This window comes from Saccharomonospora cyanea NA-134 (genome assembly GCF_000244975.1).
Classification (GTDB): domain Bacteria; phylum Actinomycetota; class Actinomycetes; order Mycobacteriales; family Pseudonocardiaceae; genus Saccharomonospora; species Saccharomonospora cyanea.
Window position 1 is genome coordinate 1727481 of the sequence record NZ_CM001440.1, and the last position, 15838, is coordinate 1743318.

Below are 15838 nucleotides of genomic sequence, written 5' to 3' on the forward strand. Positions count from 1 at the left end.
GCTGTGCTGTTAGCGCCGCAGGCTGTCGCGGCACCTCGCTGACCGGCACTGTGGATGGCCATCCGGACGAGTGGCACCGAAAGCTAGCCCTGCTGATCAATGAGCCAATATGATCGGCAACCATGCCCGCACTCGCGTTCGCCAGCAGCTTCTGGGAGACCTACGACGTACTCGACAAGCAGGTCAAGGCCGGCGTCCGGAAGGCGATGGCCAAATTCCAGCAGCTCTCGATCGCGCAGCTGAACGCGGACAAGGGCCTGCACCTGGAAACAGTGGAGAATGCTCGCGATCCGCGGATGCGGACCATTCGAGTCACCCAGTTCTGGCGTGGCGTCGTTCTCGCTCCGGACGACGGCAGCGATACCTTCCTGCTGCTCAGCGTCGTCCCGCACGACGAAGCTTACGGGTGGGCAGCCAAGCGCCTCTACACCGTCAACACCGCAACCCGCGCGCTGGAAGTGCGCAACGTCGTCGCCATCGAACAACTCACGCCCTCGCTGGAGGAGGCCTCCGCGCAGGTGCCGACCCGGCTGTTCGCCCGCCACTCCGACACCGTGTTGCGCGACCTCGGCATCGACGATCAGGTGTTGCGTGCCGCCAGGGCGATCACCGACACAGCACAGCTCGACGCCTTCGGCGGGGTACTTCCCGAGGACCAGTTCGAGGTACTCCAGTTCCTCGCCGAGGGCTTCTCGCCCGAGGAGGTCTACCGAGACGTCGTCGCCGTGCGGCGGCCCGCCGAGGTCCCGGCCGAGGCCGGTACCGAGGACAGCCTCGAAATGGCCATCCGCAACACCACCAGCCGCATCACCCTCGTCACGGGTCCCGACGAACTCGCCGACATCCTCGACAAGCCGTTCGCGGCATGGCGGGTGTTTCTGCACCCGTCACAGCGCCGCGTTGCCTACCGCCCCTCCTACAGCGGTCCCGCACAGGTCAGCGGCGGTCCGGGTACCGGAAAGACCGTCGTCGCCCTGCATCGGGTCAAGCATCTGCTGTCCCGGTCGCCGGACAGCCGCATCCTGCTGACCACCTTCACCAATGCGCTGGCCGACATGCTGCGTGAGAACCTGGCGCTGCTGCTCGACCACGACGAGACGAGGTTGGCCCGGGTGCACGTGACCACTGTGGACGCGTTCGCCAACCGGATCGTGCGCGACTCCACGGGGCGCGCTCAGAATCCCATCACCGACATCGACGAGCGGCAACTCTGGCGGCGGATCAGTCGGCGCCTCGGCCTTCCGTGGGGTGATCAGTTCCTCGCGCAGGAGTTCCGGCACGTCATCCTGGCCCAGAACATCACCAGCGAGCAGGACTACCTGAGAGCTGCCCGGAGGGGACGCGGCTCCGCGCTGCGGTCGGCGCAGCGGCGGCAGCTCTGGCGTGCTGTGGAGGAGTTCCGTACTGATCTGCGGTCGGAAGGCAAGACCACGCATCTCCAGATCTGCGCCCACGCGGCCGATCTGCTCGGCGGAGCCGAGCCCGGCCCGCACCACTACGACCACGCCGTCGTCGACGAAGCTCAGGACCTGCACCCGGTGCAGTGGCGGGTGGTGCGCGCCGCCGTCGCCGAGGGCCCGGACGACCTGTTCATCACCGGCGACCCCCACCAGCGCATCTACGATTCCCGAGTGTCGCTGCGGGCTCTCGGCGTCCCCGTGGTCGGGCGTAGTAGTCGCTTGCGGATCAACTACCGAAGCACGGCCGAGATCCTGTCCTGGTCGGTCGGGGTGCTCGCCGACACGAACGTCGAGGATCTGGGTGGTGACGGCGACGACACCCTGATCGGTTATCGCTCGCTGCTGCGCGGCACCCGCCCCGTGGTCGGTGGTTACGCGAGCGAGCAGGACGAGATCACCGCGCTGGTGGAGCATGTGCAGGCCTGGCTGAGGCAGGGGGTTCGGGCTGACGAGATCGCCGTGTGCACGCGGTTCAACGTCCTACTGGACAAGGTGCGCGATCGGTTGGCGGCCGAGGGCATTCCAGCCGTCAAGGTCAAAGACCGGCCGGGCGCGCACGTCGACGGCGTGCGGCTGGCGAGTATGCACGCCATGAAAGGCCTGGAGTTCCGCTGCGTGGCCGTCGTCGGTGTTACCGCGGGCGCCGTTCCCTTCACCAGGGACGTCACACCTGTGGAGGTGGACAGTGTCGCGCACGCCAGCGACCTGCTGAAGGAACGCTGCCTGCTCTTCGTCGCATGCACACGGGCCAGGGAGCGGCTCGTGGTGTCGTGGAGCGGCGAGAGCAGCCCGTTCCTGTCGTCGGTGACCGGCGGAGATCGTTGACACGGGCGGCGGAGTGATGATCGGCCGCCCATGTGTGGGTCGGGGTCGGTGCGCTGTCCCCTACGCCTCTCCGGCCGTTTCCCCGGCCTCGGAGGTGCTAGTTCGCCGCCGGTTCGTCCTCCCAGCCTGGCACCTCCTTGTCGAACCGGCGGAGGATGCGCGCCAGCCGCGCGTACAGCGCGGGGTGGTACCTGAGGTGGTCCGGGTTGTTGGACACGTAGGTGTTCTTGAAGTCGTCCCGGACGTCGGGATCGTCGGTCGTCAGATGAATCATGCCGTCGCCGTCGGCCCAGATGTTCAGGTTTTCGATCTTGACCGACTTGATGCCGGGTTTGGTTCGTGCCACAGGTTCACTCCTCACGGTCGAATGCACGGCGTCTCCCGCGCCGGTAGGGACACCCTGGCCGGAGACGATCGTTCGCCGGCGCACTCCGATGGTGAGTCGTCGTGGCGCTCCAAGACGTTTCCACCGACGGTCGGCGCACCAGAACGGAGTGGGTGCCGACAATCCCCGGCTAGACGCGCATGCGATATCCGCCTCGGCCCACATCCTCAGCGTTCACCCCTCGCCGCCGAGGTGCTGACGCAGCTTCTGGAGCGCGCGGTGCTGCGCCACCCGCACCGCCGCCGGGGTCGAGCCCACGATCGCGGCCGTCTCGGCTGCACTCAGGCCCGCGGCCACACGGAGCACGAGGATCTCGCGCTGGGCCTCGGTCAGCAGTCCGAGCAGTTCACGCATCCGCTCGCCGAGTTCGGCGCGCAACACCCGCTGCTCCGGTCCGGGCCCCGGGTCCGTGCTGTCGACCGGCTCGGCGGCCAGGTGGGTGCGGTCCCGGCTGCGTGCCCGATGGTGGTCCGCCACCTTGTTGGCTGCGATGCCGAAGACGAACGACTGGAAAGCGGCCTCGTGGCCCCGGAAGCGGTGCAGTGAGGTCAGGACGGCCGCGAAGACCTCCTGGGCGACGTCGTCGGCGGCCGTGTGGTCGGGTCCGTTCGAGCGGATGCGGGCGCGACAGTAGCGGATGACCTTCGGTCGCAGTGTCGCGAAGAGATCGTTCATGGCGTGCTTGTCGCCGGAGCGGGCGGCTGACACCTGTTCCGCGAGTTCGTTCATCTGCATGGAGATCCCCAGTGGAGCTTTCGGCGTGGACCTGGTGGGAGTGGCGTGGGCCGACGTGAACCTGCGGCCTGTTGTGAACGCACGAAGTGAATCATATGCTGTGAACGTAGTCAACAACTTGTCTTGTGTGTGGTATGTTCACGGTTCGGGAAGGGGGCGCGGTGAGCGACGAGGAACACCTGGTGAGCGCGGCCGAGGTGGCGCGACTGGCAGGCGTCGGAAGAGCGGCGGTCAGCAACTGGCGGCGTCGCCATCCGGACTTCCCCGAGCCGGTGGGCGGTTCGGCGGGGACCAGGTTCCGGCTGACCGAGGTCGAGCGATGGCTGCGGGCCCAGGGCAAGCTCCCCGACTCGGGCGGGGAGGACACCCTGTGGCGGGCCGTCTCCGTCGGCCGCGACGAAGGGGAGATCACCCGGCTGCTCGGTGACGTGCTCGAACACCTGCACGGTCAGCCCGGAGTCGAACTCCCCGGCCCGGTGCGGGACGAGGTCGAGCGGATCGAACCTGCCGCCAGGGTCGACGTCGCCGAACAGCTCTGCCGCCGACACACCGAGACGGCGAGGCGACGCCACTCGGCCACCACCGTCGAGCTCGCGGAACTCATGGCGGAACTGTCGGACCCGCACGGGGTCGTGCTCGACCCGGCGTGCGGCCTCGGCAACGCCCTCCGGGTGGCGGCCGAGCGCGGCGCCGAGAGGGTGCTGGGCCAGGAACTCGACCCGGACCTCGCACGGCTCGCCCAGGCGCGGTTGCGGTTCCACGCGCCCGCCTCCGTGGTCGCGGGCGACGCCCTCCGCGCCGACGGCCACGCCGACGTGCGCGCCGACGTGGTGTTCTGCGAACCACCCTTCGGTTATCGCGACTGGGGTTACGAGGAACTCAGCGTCGACAGGCGCTGGGACTACGGGTTGCCGGTGAAGAACGAGCCGGAACTGGCCTGGCTCCAGCACTGTCTGGCACACGTCCGTCCGGGCGGGCTCGTGGTCGGGCTGCTGCCCGCCGCTGTCGCCTCCCGCCGTTCCGGGCGGCTCGTCCGCAAGGAACTCGTCCGGCGTGGTGTGGTCCGTGCCGTTTTCGCCCTGCCCGCCGGACTGCTTGCCACCACGGGAATACCGCTGCACCTGTGGTTGCTCCGCGCCCCAGCCGACGACGACACCCCGATGTCCGTCCTGCTGGTGGACGCGAGCGACCACGGCGGCCGCGCGCGCGGTGAGGCCGACTGGCCCGCGCTGCGCTCCGCCGTCCTGGAGCCGTGGAGGGCGTGCCGGGCGGGCGAGTTCGAACCGATGCCAGGCCGCCACGACGTGGTGCAGGCGATCGATCTCCTCGACGAGGACGTCGACCTGACTCCGGCGCGCCATCTGCCCGCGCCGCGCACGGTCGTCGACACGGCGGAGCTGGAGGCCCGGCATCGTCGGTTGCGGCAGCTCGTGGGGCCGCTGGCCGAACTACTGCCCGCTGTGACCGAGCGGTCGCCGGAGCCGCACCCGACGCTGACGATCTCCGAACTCGCCAGGGCCGGAGCGCTGACGGTGCGGCAGCACACCGGCAGGCTCGAACTGTCCGATTCGGAGGATGCTGTCGGAGAGCTGGTACTGACCGGGCGGGACGTCGCCGACGGCGTGGGGCCGACACTGCGGTTGGCGGGTCCCGTGGAGGCCGAACTCGTGCACCTCGTGCCGGGTGACGTCGTCGTTCCGACTCTCGTCGCGGGCGGCACGCCCGCCACGGCGAGAGTCATCGGGGAGACGGGCCTGCTTCTGGGCCCCAACCTGCACCTGCTCCGCGTCGACCCCGCCCGCCTCGACGCCGAGTTCCTCGCGGGTTACCTTTCCGCGAGCCGGACGGCCGAAGCGAGCAGCGCCACGGTGTCCGGGGCGCGGCGGCTCGACGTTCGGCGCGTCGACGTGCCGCTGCTACCCGTCGCCGAGCAACGGCGGTTGGGCAGGGCCTTCCGCGCCGTGCGCCTGTTCCACGAGCGGTTGCGGGAAGCGGGTGAGCTCGCGGACCTGCTCGGCAGGCAGCTCGTCGACGGCTTGGCCGACGGAGTGCTCGACGTCCCGGGCGGGTAGTCGTACCGATCCCCGGAGTCCGCCTCACTCCCGTTCGGCGGCGAACGGTCCGCCGGGGCCGAAGGCCAGCGCGGCGAAACGGTCACCGATGCGGCGGTGGGACTCGGCGTCCGGGTGCAGCGCGTCGGGCAACGGCAGCTCGGCGAAGTCCGGCTCGCCGTAGAGGTCGCGGCCGTCGAGGTGGTGCAGGTGGGGATCGTCGACCGCTCGCTGCGTCACGATGCGGGCGAGCTCGTCACGGATGACGCTCAGCGTGAGTTTCCCCGCCGCGCGCTCCGCCACCTCGCCCGTGGCCCGGAACCTCACCGTTCCCGTGCTTAGGGCGTCGAGGTCGAACTCGCCGGGGCCGGGAGTGTCCTCGTGGATGGGGCAGAGGAACGGGGAGACGACCAGCAGCGGTGTGGTCGGATGTCCCTCGCGGATGGTGTCGAGGAAGCCGTGCACCGCCGGGGTGAAGGCGCGCAGGCGCATCACGTCGCTGTTGACCACGTTGATGCCGAGTTCGAGGCTGATCAGGTCGGCGGATGTGTCCCGCAGGGTGCGGGCGGTGAACGGATCGAGCAGGGCACTGCCGCTGAGCCCGAGGTTGACGAGGTCCACGTCGCCGAGCGAGGCCGCGAGCGCGGGCCAGGTCGTGCTGGGACTCGCGGCGTTGGAGCCCTGGCTGATCGAGCTGCCGTGGTGCAGCCACACCCTGCGGTTCCCGCTCGGTACGGGTTCGACGGGAGCGTCCGTGCGTAGGGCGACGAGGCGGGTGATCTCGTTGTGCGGCAACCAGATCTCCACGTCCTTCGCGTGGTCGGGCAGGTCGGCGAAGCGCACGGTGCCGACGGGGCCGGGCCGGGTCTCGGCGGTTCCGGTGCTCGGGTCGATACTCACGACGTTGCCGCCGGACACGCTCGCCTGACCCGTGAGGGTGCCGTCGACGCGCAGGTCGTAGACCCCTTCCGGGCGGGGAGGGGCGCCCCGGTACTCGATCCTGGTGGGGAGTGTGTCGAGTTCGACCGCTGTGGCGCGGGTGCGCAGCACCAGCCGCACACCCGCGGGCTGGGTCTCCGCCAGGTGCAACTGCCGGTCGGGGCACTGTGCGCGGGCCCGGGCGGGCAGCCGATGGGGCAGCAGCCCGTGGTCGGTGCGCTCCAGCTCGATCGCGCCGCACACCAGGTCCTCGGTGATGGGCGTGGTGATCCAGGTGGGCGAGGCGGGCTTGTGGTTCATGGCCGCAAGCGTGTCAGACCCGGTGTGGAACCGGCATCTCGTTTCCCCGTCCTGTGCCGTGGGGCCCAGCTCACGGACGTGACCGGGTGGCGGGGAAGGTGGGGCAACGGGGTTGGATAATGCGACCGCGGGTCCGGGCGCGAGGCGGGACCGGCCTGGAGAGGACGGAGATCATGGCGAGTAACACTCCCGGCGGGACGTTCACGATGGCCGGCGGCCCCACCGTCGCGCGGATGGGATACGGCGCGATGCAGTTGGCGGGGCCGGGCGTGTTCGGTCCGCCGAAGGACCGCGACGAGGCGATCGCCGTGCTGCGCACCGCCGTCGAGCTCGGCGTCGACCACATCGACACCGCCGACTTCTACGGCCCGCACGTGACCAACGAGCTGATCCGCGAGGCCCTGTCGCCCTACGGTGAGGACCTGCACATCGTCACCAAGGTCGGGGCCGTGCGTGACGAGAAGGGCGGCTGGCCGCACGCGCGCTCGCCCGAGCAGCTCCGTCAGCAGGTGGAGTCGAACCTCCGCACGCTCGGCGTGGACGTGCTCGACGTCGTCAACCTGAGGGTCGGCGGCGGCCCGGACGGGCACTCGCCGGTGCCCGGCTCGATCGCCGAGCCGTTCGGCGCGCTGGCCGAGATGCGGGAGCAGGGCCTGATCAGGCACCTCGGGGTCAGCGTGGTCGACGCCGACCAGGTGCGTGAGGCGCAGTCGATCGCGCCGATCGTGACCGTGCAGAACTGGTACAACGTCGCGCACCGGGGTGACGAGCCGCTCATCGCGTCGCTGGCGGAGCAGGGTGTCTCCTACGTGCCGTTCTGGCCGCTGGGTGGGTTCAGCCCCCTCCAGTCCGAGACCCTGGACACCGTGGCGAAGGGGCTCGGCGTCTCGCCGCAGGCTGTGGCGCTGGCCTGGCTGCTGCACCAGTCGCCGAACATCCTGCTGATCCCCGGCACCTCCTCGGTGGCGCACCTGCGCGAGAACGTCGCGGCGGCGTCGCTGGAGCTGCCCTCCGACGCGCTCGCGGAGCTCGACGGCATCGCCGGCTGACGGACCGCGACGTTCCTCGTCGATCCGAACGCCCGGTTCGCGGAGCTTCCGCCGTGAGGGGAGGCCGGTCCCGTTAGGCTTCGTTCGCGTGAGCACCACCCGGGCGGAGAAGGCGCGACAGACACGGCTGCGGATGCTGGAGGCGGCGAGGGAGCAGTTCGTCGCGCACGGGTACGGCGCCACCAGGTTGCAGGAGATCGCCGACCGCGCGGGCGTGGCGGTGCAGACGATCTACTTCACCTTCGGTAACAAGCGCACGGTACTCAAGGAGTTGCTCGACCACGAGGTCGCGGGGGACGACACTCCGGCCGCGACGATGGAACGCCCGTGGTTCCGTGCCGTGCTCGACGCGCCCACGGCCCGCGCGCAGTTGGCCGCGCACGTCAGGGGAGTGCGCGACGTGTCGGCCCGAGCCGCCCCCGTCGTGGAGGTGCTGCGGGTCGCCGCCGCCACCGATCCGGAACTGACGGAGCTGTGGGACGCCAACGTGGACGCGCGCCACACCGTCCAGTCGGTGGCGGCGAAGGCGTTCGTGAGCAAGCCGGGCGCTCGTGCCGGGCTGAGCGCGCGTCACGTCGCCGACGTCCTCTTCGGCCTGCTCAGCCCCGAGCTCTACCTCGTCATGGTGCGGGACCGTGGCTGGTCACCGGCCCGATGGCAGCGGTGGACCCTCGACACGCTGTCCGCTCAGCTACTGGACGACTGATCGGCGCCAGAGCGTGATCCCGTCCTCGGTCAGTCGTTCGGGCAGGTCGGCGAGCCGGGTGAGCTGCTCGGGACAGTGGGCCCCCGGTGGGAGCCGCCCCGCGAGCAGGTCGGCCGTCACGTGGGCGGTGATGACGGCGGTGGCCCGGCTCTGGCCGTGCCCGGCGACGGCGTAGGCGGCGTGGCGGGAGCCCTGCCACGCGTCCGCCCGTACGACGAAGGCGTCTCCACCCAGCCCGCCGGGCAGTCGATCCGGACGCACGCGACCGGCCACTCCGGACAGTCGCAACGCCGCCAGTCCGGCGTTCGCGACACGGGAGTCCAGGCACAGCCTCGTGGTCGCCCGCACCCCGAGAGAGCGGCGCAGGGAGTACTGGTCCGCGAACCCGAACGGGATGGCGCGCCGGTGTCCCAGGCCGGGCAGGTAGACGCTCTTCGCGCGGCCCGGTGGCTTGTCGGCGAGCCGGTCCAGTGTCCAGCGCACGGCCTGGGTGCCGTGGTGGTCGCCCGCGCCGAGCAACACGGTGACGTCGACGGTGTCCGCGCCTCCGAGCGCGTCGAAAGCCTTGCGTGCCAGTACGTTCGTCAGCCCGGGGGCGAGGCCGGCACCGATCACCAGGGTCGACGTCGAGTCGCTCGCGAGGTCGTGGAGTCGGGCGTGTTCCTCGGCGGGGATCGGGTCCGCGCCCAGATCCACCACGTGGACCCCGCGCTGTGCGCACGTGGTGAGCACCGTCGCGTCCGGCGCCTGGACGCTGAGCACGACGACGTCGATGCGGTGTCCGTCGAGGACCCGCGTCACGCTGTCCCGGTCGCGCACGTCGACGCGCACGCTGTCGGGCCCTGGCGGCGGAGTGCGTCCCGCGACCAGGACCCGAACGCCGTGGCGCCGTCGCAGGACGTCCGCGAGCTGGTCGCCGACAGCGCCGTAGCCACCGACGACGAGAACGGTGTTCGGCATCGAACCTCCTTGGCTAAAGCTGGACTCTAGTGAAAATGATTGTAGTTCAACTCTAGTGAAAGAAGGAGGGGACATGCGCAACGCCGGAGTGATCTGGCTGCTCGCCGTGGTCGAGCTGGTGGTGTTCCTCGACACGACGGTGATCAACGTGGCGCTGCCGTCGATCGGTGCCGACCTCGGCCTCGACGAGGCCGGCCTCGGCTGGGTCGTCAACTCCTACCTGCTGGCCTTCGGAGGGTTCCTGCTGGTCGGAGGGCGGGCGGCCGACATGTTCGGCGCCCGCCGTGCTTTCGTGGCCGGGCTGGTGCTGTTCACGATCGCCTCCGCCGTGGCGGGTCTGGCGCAGACGGCGTGGCTGCTCGTGGCGGCGAGGGCCCTGCAGGGTGTCGGTGCCGCCGTGGTGATTCCGGCGCAGCTGGCTCTGATCGCCCGCACCTACTCCGATCCCGAGGACAACCGGAAGGCGTTCGGGGTCTGGAGCGCGATGGGAGCGGCGGGTGCAGCCATCGGCACGGCCGCGGGCGGGCCGCTGACCGAGTTCCTCGGATGGCCTTCGATCTTCCTGATCAACGTGCCCGTGGGGGTGGTCGCGCTGGCCCTGACCGGAGCGGTGCTGTCCGGGGACCCACCGGTGCGCGTGGTACGCCTCGACGTTTCCGGTGCCGTCACCGCGACGGCGGGTCTGCTGCTGGCCGGATACGCCCTCGGCGGGCTCGCGGAGCCGGGACAGTCGGCGCTGACGTGGCTGCTGCTGGGGCTGGCCGTGGTGCTGCTCGTGGTGTTCGTCGTGCTGGAGAGGCGGCTCGCGGACGACGCGCTGGTGCCGTTGCGGCTTTTCCGGGTCCGCGAGGTGTCCGGCTCGACGGCGGTGAACGTGCTGGTGGGCGCCGCGCACGTCCCCGTGTTCGCGCTGCTGGCGCTGTATTTGCAGGGCAGCCAGGGCTACGGGCCGACCCAGGCCGGGCTGGCGGTGCTGCCGGTGGCGTTGGTCAACATCGCGGCCTCCAGGACCGTCATCCCGGCGATGGTGAGAAGGTTCGGTCACGCGGGCACGCTCGCGGTCGGGTTGGCCCTCCAGGCGGCGGCGATGGGCTGGCTGGCGCGGTTGCCGGAGCACGTCGACTACCTCGTCGACGTGCTTCCCGCCGCCGTGTTGCTCGGATTCGGCCTGCCCGCGGCGTTCGTGGGGGTCACGGCACCCGCGGTGAACGCCGTGGCCGAGTCCGACAGGGGAGTGGTGGGCGGTGTGGTCAACACCGCGCAGCGCGTGGGCTCCGGCATCGGTGTCGCCGCGCTGCTCGCCCTGGCCGGGTCCGTCGGCGGGACGGTGGGGCTGCGGGTGTCCTTCGCCGCGAGCGCGGGGCTGGCCGTGCTGGGTTGCGTCCTCACCCTCGCCGTGCTGCGTACGCCGCAGCGTGAGGCCGGTCCGGTGGCCCGGTAGGCCAGCACGACGGCCAGGAGCACCGCCGAGAGCGTGACCGACCAGGTCGCGGCCGGTGACAGCAACCAGCCCCGACCATGCGCCCGGTGCCGCTGCTCGTCGCTGTGCTGAGGGAGTTCATGACAACGACGGTGGGGGGAGCCGCCCGGCCTCTCGCGGTCGTCAGGGTGCGGCTGGGGGTTCGGCCGCGTAGGCGTCGTGCAGGAGCGAGGCCAGCGACGGCGAGTCGGGCAGCTCCACCGCGTCGATCCGGCTCACGGGAACACCCGGGGTCCACGAGTTCAGCACCACCGCACCGGTGAGCCGAGGCAGGTCGGCGAGCGTGACGTCCCGTACCCGCTGCGGCACGCCCAGCCGGTCGAGCTGCCTGCGGACGACGCCCATCGTGACTCCGCCGAGCACGTCGGCCTGCGGCCACACCACCGTGTCACCGTCGGCGAAGGCCAGGTTCCAGATCGTGGCCTCGCTGAGCCTGCCCCGGCGGTCGACGAAGGCGGTGTCGTCGAATCCCCGCCGCACCGCGCGGCGCAGCAGGTGGGTCTTCGCCACCTCGCCGACGTGTTTGACCCCGGGCAGGAAGCGTTCGTGTTCCACCGTCGCCAGGGTGAGCGGTCCGGTCGGTGCGTACGCGGCCGGACCGGTGCGGACGAGCACGTCGAGGTCCTTCGCGGTGTGCTCGGCGGCGGTGAACTCACCCGCCGCCGAGTACACCGTGGCTGTGAGCGACACGTCGGCGGGACCGGATTCCAGCGCCGTCCGCAGGTACGACCGCACCCGCTCGTCGGGCAGGGCCCGCCCGAACAACTCCAGCGAGGCGTCACGCAGACGCCGCAGGTGCAGGTCGAGACCGCGCACGCGGCCGTCGCGGACCTGCATGGCGGTGAAGTGGGCATGGCCCGCGAAGGCGAGCGGCGCCAGATCGTCGGCGGTCGCGGTGCGGCCGCTGCGCTGAACGGTGAAGAACGTCATGGCGTGACCGTAGGGCCTGACATGAATGTCAAGGTCAAGCCGAGGTCGCGCACCACGTTCCGGTGATGTCGGAGCGAGCCTCCCCGTCCGCGCCCGGCCCACTCCGTGACCGACGCGATCGACTGCGGAAGAGGGGGACGGCGGATGGGGTACAGGAACAGCCACGTGATGCGCAGGGCCGCTTCGCGACACGGTCCGGAGCTCTGGTGGTCTCGGCGACGTTGGCGGTGACGGTGGCCTACGGGCCGGTGGGTGTGTCCGGCAGCAGCGGTGCGGTGTCGAGCCAGGCAGCACTGAGCCAGGTCGTGCGCGGCAAGCTCGTCAAGGGCAAGCGGAGCGTGGCGAAGGGCCACCGCAACGCCACGTGGAAGCAACTCGACCTGAAGCGGATCGACGAGCGGTTGGATCGGGCCGGTCGCTGTGCGCTGCACTCCTACGGGCAGGTCCAGCGCTTCTTCGCGCGCACGCCCTGCCGCTCGTTGAAGCGGATGCTGTTCGCCCTGGGAGACGGTGCCGGCAACCGGATCGCCGTGTCGGTGTCCTGGGTGGAGACGCGCGGCCCGGCGGCGGCGCGGGAACTGCGTGGACTGGCCGATGTGGACGGTACCGGCAACGTCACGCCGTTGCCGGGTGCGGTCGTCGGCGCGGGTGACATCCGCTGGACCGGGAAGTACTACGACTCCAGGCGCTCGGGAAGCCTGGTGGTGATCGCCGAGGTCGAGCCGCTACGCGGCGATCCCCACCCCGGTTTCCTGGACGGCGTCGCGGACGTCGCGGCGGAGCTACCCCGGCCTCAGGCGTGTCATCGAATCCTCATGTGGCTCCCGGGATCGTGAGGGCGCCAGGCCGCCGGAGTGTCCGGCGGCGTCGTCCGACGGGGAACGGGAGTCGAGATGAGGAACGAGAACGGTCGGCCGCGAATGCCCCTGGCGTTGAGGACCGCGGTGGGCATCATGGTGTTCCAGACACTGGCCAACACGGCGGCCGGAGTGCTGATGCTGGTCTTCGCGGCGGAGGACGCGGAGCACGGCAGGACGGTGCCGACGCTGACGTACGTGCTCGCCGCCGTGTCCGTGATCATCGGCGTGGTGCTGCTGGTGTGTGTCGTGCTGCTGCTGAGGCGGAACTCGGCCGCGCGTCCCGTCGTGGCGGCGGTCGAGGTGTTCGGCATGGTCAACGGCCTCGCCGGTCTTCTCCTGGGTGCACCGCAGTCCGTGGTGGGACTGGTGCTGGCCTTCCTCGTGCTGTTCCACGTGTTCCGCCCGGAGTCGACGGACTGGCTGGAGCCGTGGCCCGAGGAGGAGGAGGACGCTCCGGTGGCCGACTGACGTCGAAGCCGCCTCGGGGTGCTCAGTCGCCGAGGCGGCCGTCGGCGCGGCCGAGCCAGTAGCGCTTGCGCACCTCACGCACCACGGACACGTCGAACGACGCGATGCCGGGCAGGTCCGCGAGGTCCTCGGTCAGCAGTTCGGCGAGCGCGTCCTCGTGCTGGAAGACGCCGTGGTGCACCACCGAGGACGTGCCCGCGACGATGGTGACGTAGCGGGCGGAGGGGTGTCCGGCCAGGGCTTCGGAGACCTGCTTGACGGAGGCGGGCGTGACGGTGAGGGCCACGATCGCTTCCAGCGTGTAGCCGAGCAGGCTCGGTTCGATCTCCACCCGGGGGCGGACGAGACCGCGGCGCAGCAGTGACTGCACCATGCGGTAGGCGGTGGACTGGCCGACGCCGAGCTCGCGCGCCACCTGTGCCGTCGCGATGCGCCCGTTCCGCCGGAGCAGGCGCAGCGTCGCCCAGAGGTCGTCGTCGAGTTCGGTCGGCTCGTCGGGAGCCGGTCCACCGTCCTGGCCGAGCGCGGCCACCTGCTCGTCGCTGAGCCGGGGCAGCCGCCACGAGTCCGCCTTCGTGACACCGCGCAACACGAGTTCGGTGTGCGTGGCGCGCACCCCGTCGATCGCGGGAACGCGGCCCAGCAGATCGTGGACGCCGCCCTGCCGCAGCGCCTGCATCGTGCAGAAGACGTCGGCGCGCCCGGCCGTGGTCGCCACGAACTGGGTCTGGGGCAGGTCACTGAGCGCGTGCGCGACCTTGTCCGCCTCCCCGGGAGCCGTCTCGACCCACACGTGCCACGGGTTGCCGTGCCCGGTGATCGACCAGTCGAGCTGGCCGATCACCCGCAGCAGGCGGGCCGACTCCAGGCGGGCGAGCCTGCGGCTCACGGTGCTCGACGACCAGCCGAGGACCTCCGCGAGACGGGACAGCGGGGCGCGGGGGGACACCTGGAGCGCCGCCACCAGGTCCAGATCCTCCGCGTCGAGGGACACGCTCATGGACGGAATCTAGCACCCTTACGCCACTCTGCGAATGAAAGCAGCAATTTCTGCTCTACTATTGACTAATCCGCCCATTACGCTTGTAATTCTCGGAACTTCCCTTCAGTACGACCGAACGGATGCACTCACCGTGGCCGAGACGACTGAGACGGTCTCCGCAGAGAAGACCTCCCGCACCGTGCGCGTGACACTGCGCGTACTCGCGGGCATCGAGCGGCTGGGTAACAAGCTGCCGCACCCCTTCTGGCTGTTCGTGATCATGGCCGGCGTCGTGGTCGCGCTCAGCGCGATCCTCGACGCGCTGGGCGCCTTCGCCATCTCGCCCGCCGACGGTGAGCGCGTCGAGATCAGGAGCCTGCTCTCCGGCGAGGGCCTGCGCATGATGATCGGCGACGCGGTGGAGAACTTCGCGACGTTCCCGCCGCTGGCTCTGATCATCGTGGTGATGCTCGGCGTCTCGGTGGCCGAACGCAGCGGAATGCTGTCCGCGCTGCTGCGCCGCACCGTGACGAGGGTGTCGCCGAAGTACCTCACCTTCGCCCTCGCGCTGACCGGTGTCTGCGCCAGCGTGCTGTCCGACGCCGCCTACGTGGTGCTCATCCCGCTGGGCGCACTGGTGTTCAAGGCGGCCGGGCGCAGCCCCATCCTCGGCACCGTGGTGGCGTTCGGCTCCATCTCCGCGGGCTACGACGCGTCGTTGCTGGTCACCGCGAGCGACGTCCTGTTCGCCGGCATCACCACGAGCGCCGTCGCGATGATCGACCCCAACCACACGGTCAACCCGCTGGCGAACTACTTCTTCACCGCCACGTCGGCGATCGTCCTCGCGCTGGCCATCACGCTGGTCACCGAGTTCGTGCTCAACAAGCGCACGGCCGCCATGCCGGTCGACGGCGACGGTGTCGACGAGACCCTCGGCGAGATGGAGTTGACCGCGCGCGAGCGCAAGGGCCTGCGCTACTCGGGCCTGGCGCTGCTGGTGCTGATCGCTCTCGTGGCGGCCGCGCTCATCCCGCCGGCGTCCCCGCTGCGCGGTGAGAACGGCGGTGTGCTCGACTCCCCGGTCATCACCGGCATCGCCGTGGTGCTCGGACTCGCTTTCCTGCTGATGGGCACCGTCTACGGGCGCGTGGTGGGCACGCTGCCGAAGGCCGCCGACGTCCCGTCGGCGATGGCCGTCGGCGTGCGCGACCTGGCCCCGGTGATGGTGCTGTTCTTCGCGGCGAGCCAGTTCATCGCCTACTTCAAGTGGACGTCGATGGGTGAGGTGCTCGCCGTCCGCGGCGCGGCCCTGCTGGAGACCCTCGGCGTGCACCCGCTGGTGATGCTCGTGGGCATGATCCTCGTGGTCTGCGTGCTGAACATCTTCGTCACGAGCGGCTCGGCGCAGTGGACCCTCATCGCGCCGGTCTTCGTGCCGATGTTCATGTTGCTGAGCGTGCCGCCGGAGACCACGCTCGCCGCGTTCCGCATCGCCGACTCCAGCACCAACCTGATCAGCCCCATGAGCCCGTACTTCGTGATCGCGCTGGGCTTCCTGCAGCGCTACCGCAAGCAGGCGGGTATCGGCACGCTGATGTCGCTGACACTGCCGATCTCGATCGTGGTGCTGGTGTCGTGGACGCTGCTCTTCGTCGCCTGGTGGGGGCTCGGCGTCCCGCTGGGTCCGGGCGTGGACGTGCGTTGA

The 15838-nt window shown here is 70.5% G+C and carries 14 protein-coding genes; 8 read left to right on the forward strand and 6 right to left on the reverse strand.

What is annotated here, in order from left to right; all coding sequences use genetic code 11:
• The first annotated feature begins 122 nt into the window (after nt 1-122).
• Nucleotides 123-2285: a UvrD-helicase domain-containing protein gene (locus tag SACCYDRAFT_RS08335; RefSeq protein WP_005455342.1), complete on the forward strand. Its 2163-nt coding sequence runs from the start codon at nt 123-125 to the stop codon at nt 2283-2285.
• A 97-nt stretch (nt 2286-2382) separates the two neighbouring features.
• Here SACCYDRAFT_RS08335 and SACCYDRAFT_RS08340 read toward each other — a convergent pair whose 3' ends face one another.
• Nucleotides 2383-2631 (reverse strand): hypothetical protein, encoded by a 249-nt coding sequence (locus SACCYDRAFT_RS08340; protein ID WP_005455344.1) that lies wholly within the window; start codon nt 2629-2631, stop codon nt 2383-2385.
• A gap of 213 nt (nt 2632-2844) precedes the next feature.
• The gene (gene shbA / locus SACCYDRAFT_RS08345) at nt 2845-3405 is read right to left on the reverse strand and encodes an RNA polymerase sigma factor ShbA (protein ID WP_005455346.1); all 561 of its coding nucleotides are present in this window, start codon (nt 3403-3405) and stop codon (nt 2845-2847) included.
• Between the two features lie 134 nt (nt 3406-3539).
• Between shbA and SACCYDRAFT_RS08350 the strand changes: the two genes are divergently transcribed.
• Nucleotides 3540-5477, forward strand: coding sequence for an N-6 DNA methylase (locus SACCYDRAFT_RS08350; protein ID WP_052309082.1), 1938 nt, complete (start codon nt 3540-3542; stop codon nt 5475-5477).
• Nucleotides 5478-5501: 24 nt separating this feature from the next.
• Here the strand turns inward: SACCYDRAFT_RS08350 and SACCYDRAFT_RS08355 are convergent, their stop codons facing one another.
• Entirely contained in the window at nt 5502-6695 is a 1194-nt protein-coding gene (locus SACCYDRAFT_RS08355; RefSeq protein ID WP_005455356.1) for an SGNH/GDSL hydrolase family protein, read from the reverse strand.
• 173 nt (nt 6696-6868) lie between these two features.
• Between SACCYDRAFT_RS08355 and SACCYDRAFT_RS08360 the strand changes: the two genes are divergently transcribed.
• The gene (locus SACCYDRAFT_RS08360; RefSeq protein WP_005455358.1) at nt 6869-7744 is read left to right on the forward strand and encodes an oxidoreductase; all 876 of its coding nucleotides are present in this window, start codon (nt 6869-6871) and stop codon (nt 7742-7744) included.
• Nucleotides 7745-7832: 88 nt separating this feature from the next.
• Entirely contained in the window at nt 7833-8450 is a 618-nt protein-coding gene (locus tag SACCYDRAFT_RS08365) for a TetR/AcrR family transcriptional regulator (protein WP_005455360.1), read from the forward strand.
• On the opposite strand, the gene SACCYDRAFT_RS08370 is transcribed toward SACCYDRAFT_RS08365, so the two are convergent.
• The gene (locus SACCYDRAFT_RS08370) at nt 8436-9410 is read right to left on the reverse strand and encodes a saccharopine dehydrogenase NADP-binding domain-containing protein (protein WP_005455362.1); all 975 of its coding nucleotides are present in this window, start codon (nt 9408-9410) and stop codon (nt 8436-8438) included. The two genes, SACCYDRAFT_RS08365 and SACCYDRAFT_RS08370, sit on opposite strands and share 15 nt — an antisense overlap.
• A 73-nt stretch (nt 9411-9483) precedes the next feature.
• Here SACCYDRAFT_RS08370 and SACCYDRAFT_RS08375 point away from each other — a divergent pair, with 73 nt between their 5' ends.
• Nucleotides 9484-10851, forward strand: a complete 1368-nt coding sequence (locus tag SACCYDRAFT_RS08375) for an MFS transporter (RefSeq protein ID WP_005455364.1) — start codon at nt 9484-9486, stop codon at nt 10849-10851.
• A gap of 162 nt (nt 10852-11013) precedes the next feature.
• Here SACCYDRAFT_RS08375 and SACCYDRAFT_RS08380 read toward each other — a convergent pair whose 3' ends face one another.
• Nucleotides 11014-11820: an aminotransferase class IV family protein gene (locus SACCYDRAFT_RS08380; protein WP_005455366.1), complete on the reverse strand. Its 807-nt coding sequence runs from the start codon at nt 11818-11820 to the stop codon at nt 11014-11016.
• 206 nt (nt 11821-12026) lie between these two features.
• Between SACCYDRAFT_RS08380 and SACCYDRAFT_RS08385 the strand changes: the two genes are divergently transcribed.
• The gene (locus tag SACCYDRAFT_RS08385) at nt 12027-12656 is read left to right on the forward strand and encodes a hypothetical protein (protein WP_005455368.1); all 630 of its coding nucleotides are present in this window, start codon (nt 12027-12029) and stop codon (nt 12654-12656) included.
• Nucleotides 12657-12713: 57 nt separating this feature from the next.
• Nucleotides 12714-13148, forward strand: a complete 435-nt coding sequence (locus SACCYDRAFT_RS08390; RefSeq protein ID WP_005455370.1) for a hypothetical protein — start codon at nt 12714-12716, stop codon at nt 13146-13148.
• A 22-nt stretch (nt 13149-13170) separates the two neighbouring features.
• Here SACCYDRAFT_RS08390 and SACCYDRAFT_RS08395 read toward each other — a convergent pair whose 3' ends face one another.
• On the reverse strand, nt 13171-14148 hold the full coding sequence (locus SACCYDRAFT_RS08395) for an Lrp/AsnC family transcriptional regulator (RefSeq protein ID WP_005455372.1): 978 nt from the start codon (nt 14146-14148) through the stop codon (nt 13171-13173).
• Nucleotides 14149-14281: 133 nt separating this feature from the next.
• Between SACCYDRAFT_RS08395 and SACCYDRAFT_RS08400 the strand changes: the two genes are divergently transcribed.
• Nucleotides 14282-15838: an AbgT family transporter gene (locus SACCYDRAFT_RS08400; protein WP_005455374.1), complete on the forward strand. Its 1557-nt coding sequence runs from the start codon at nt 14282-14284 to the stop codon at nt 15836-15838.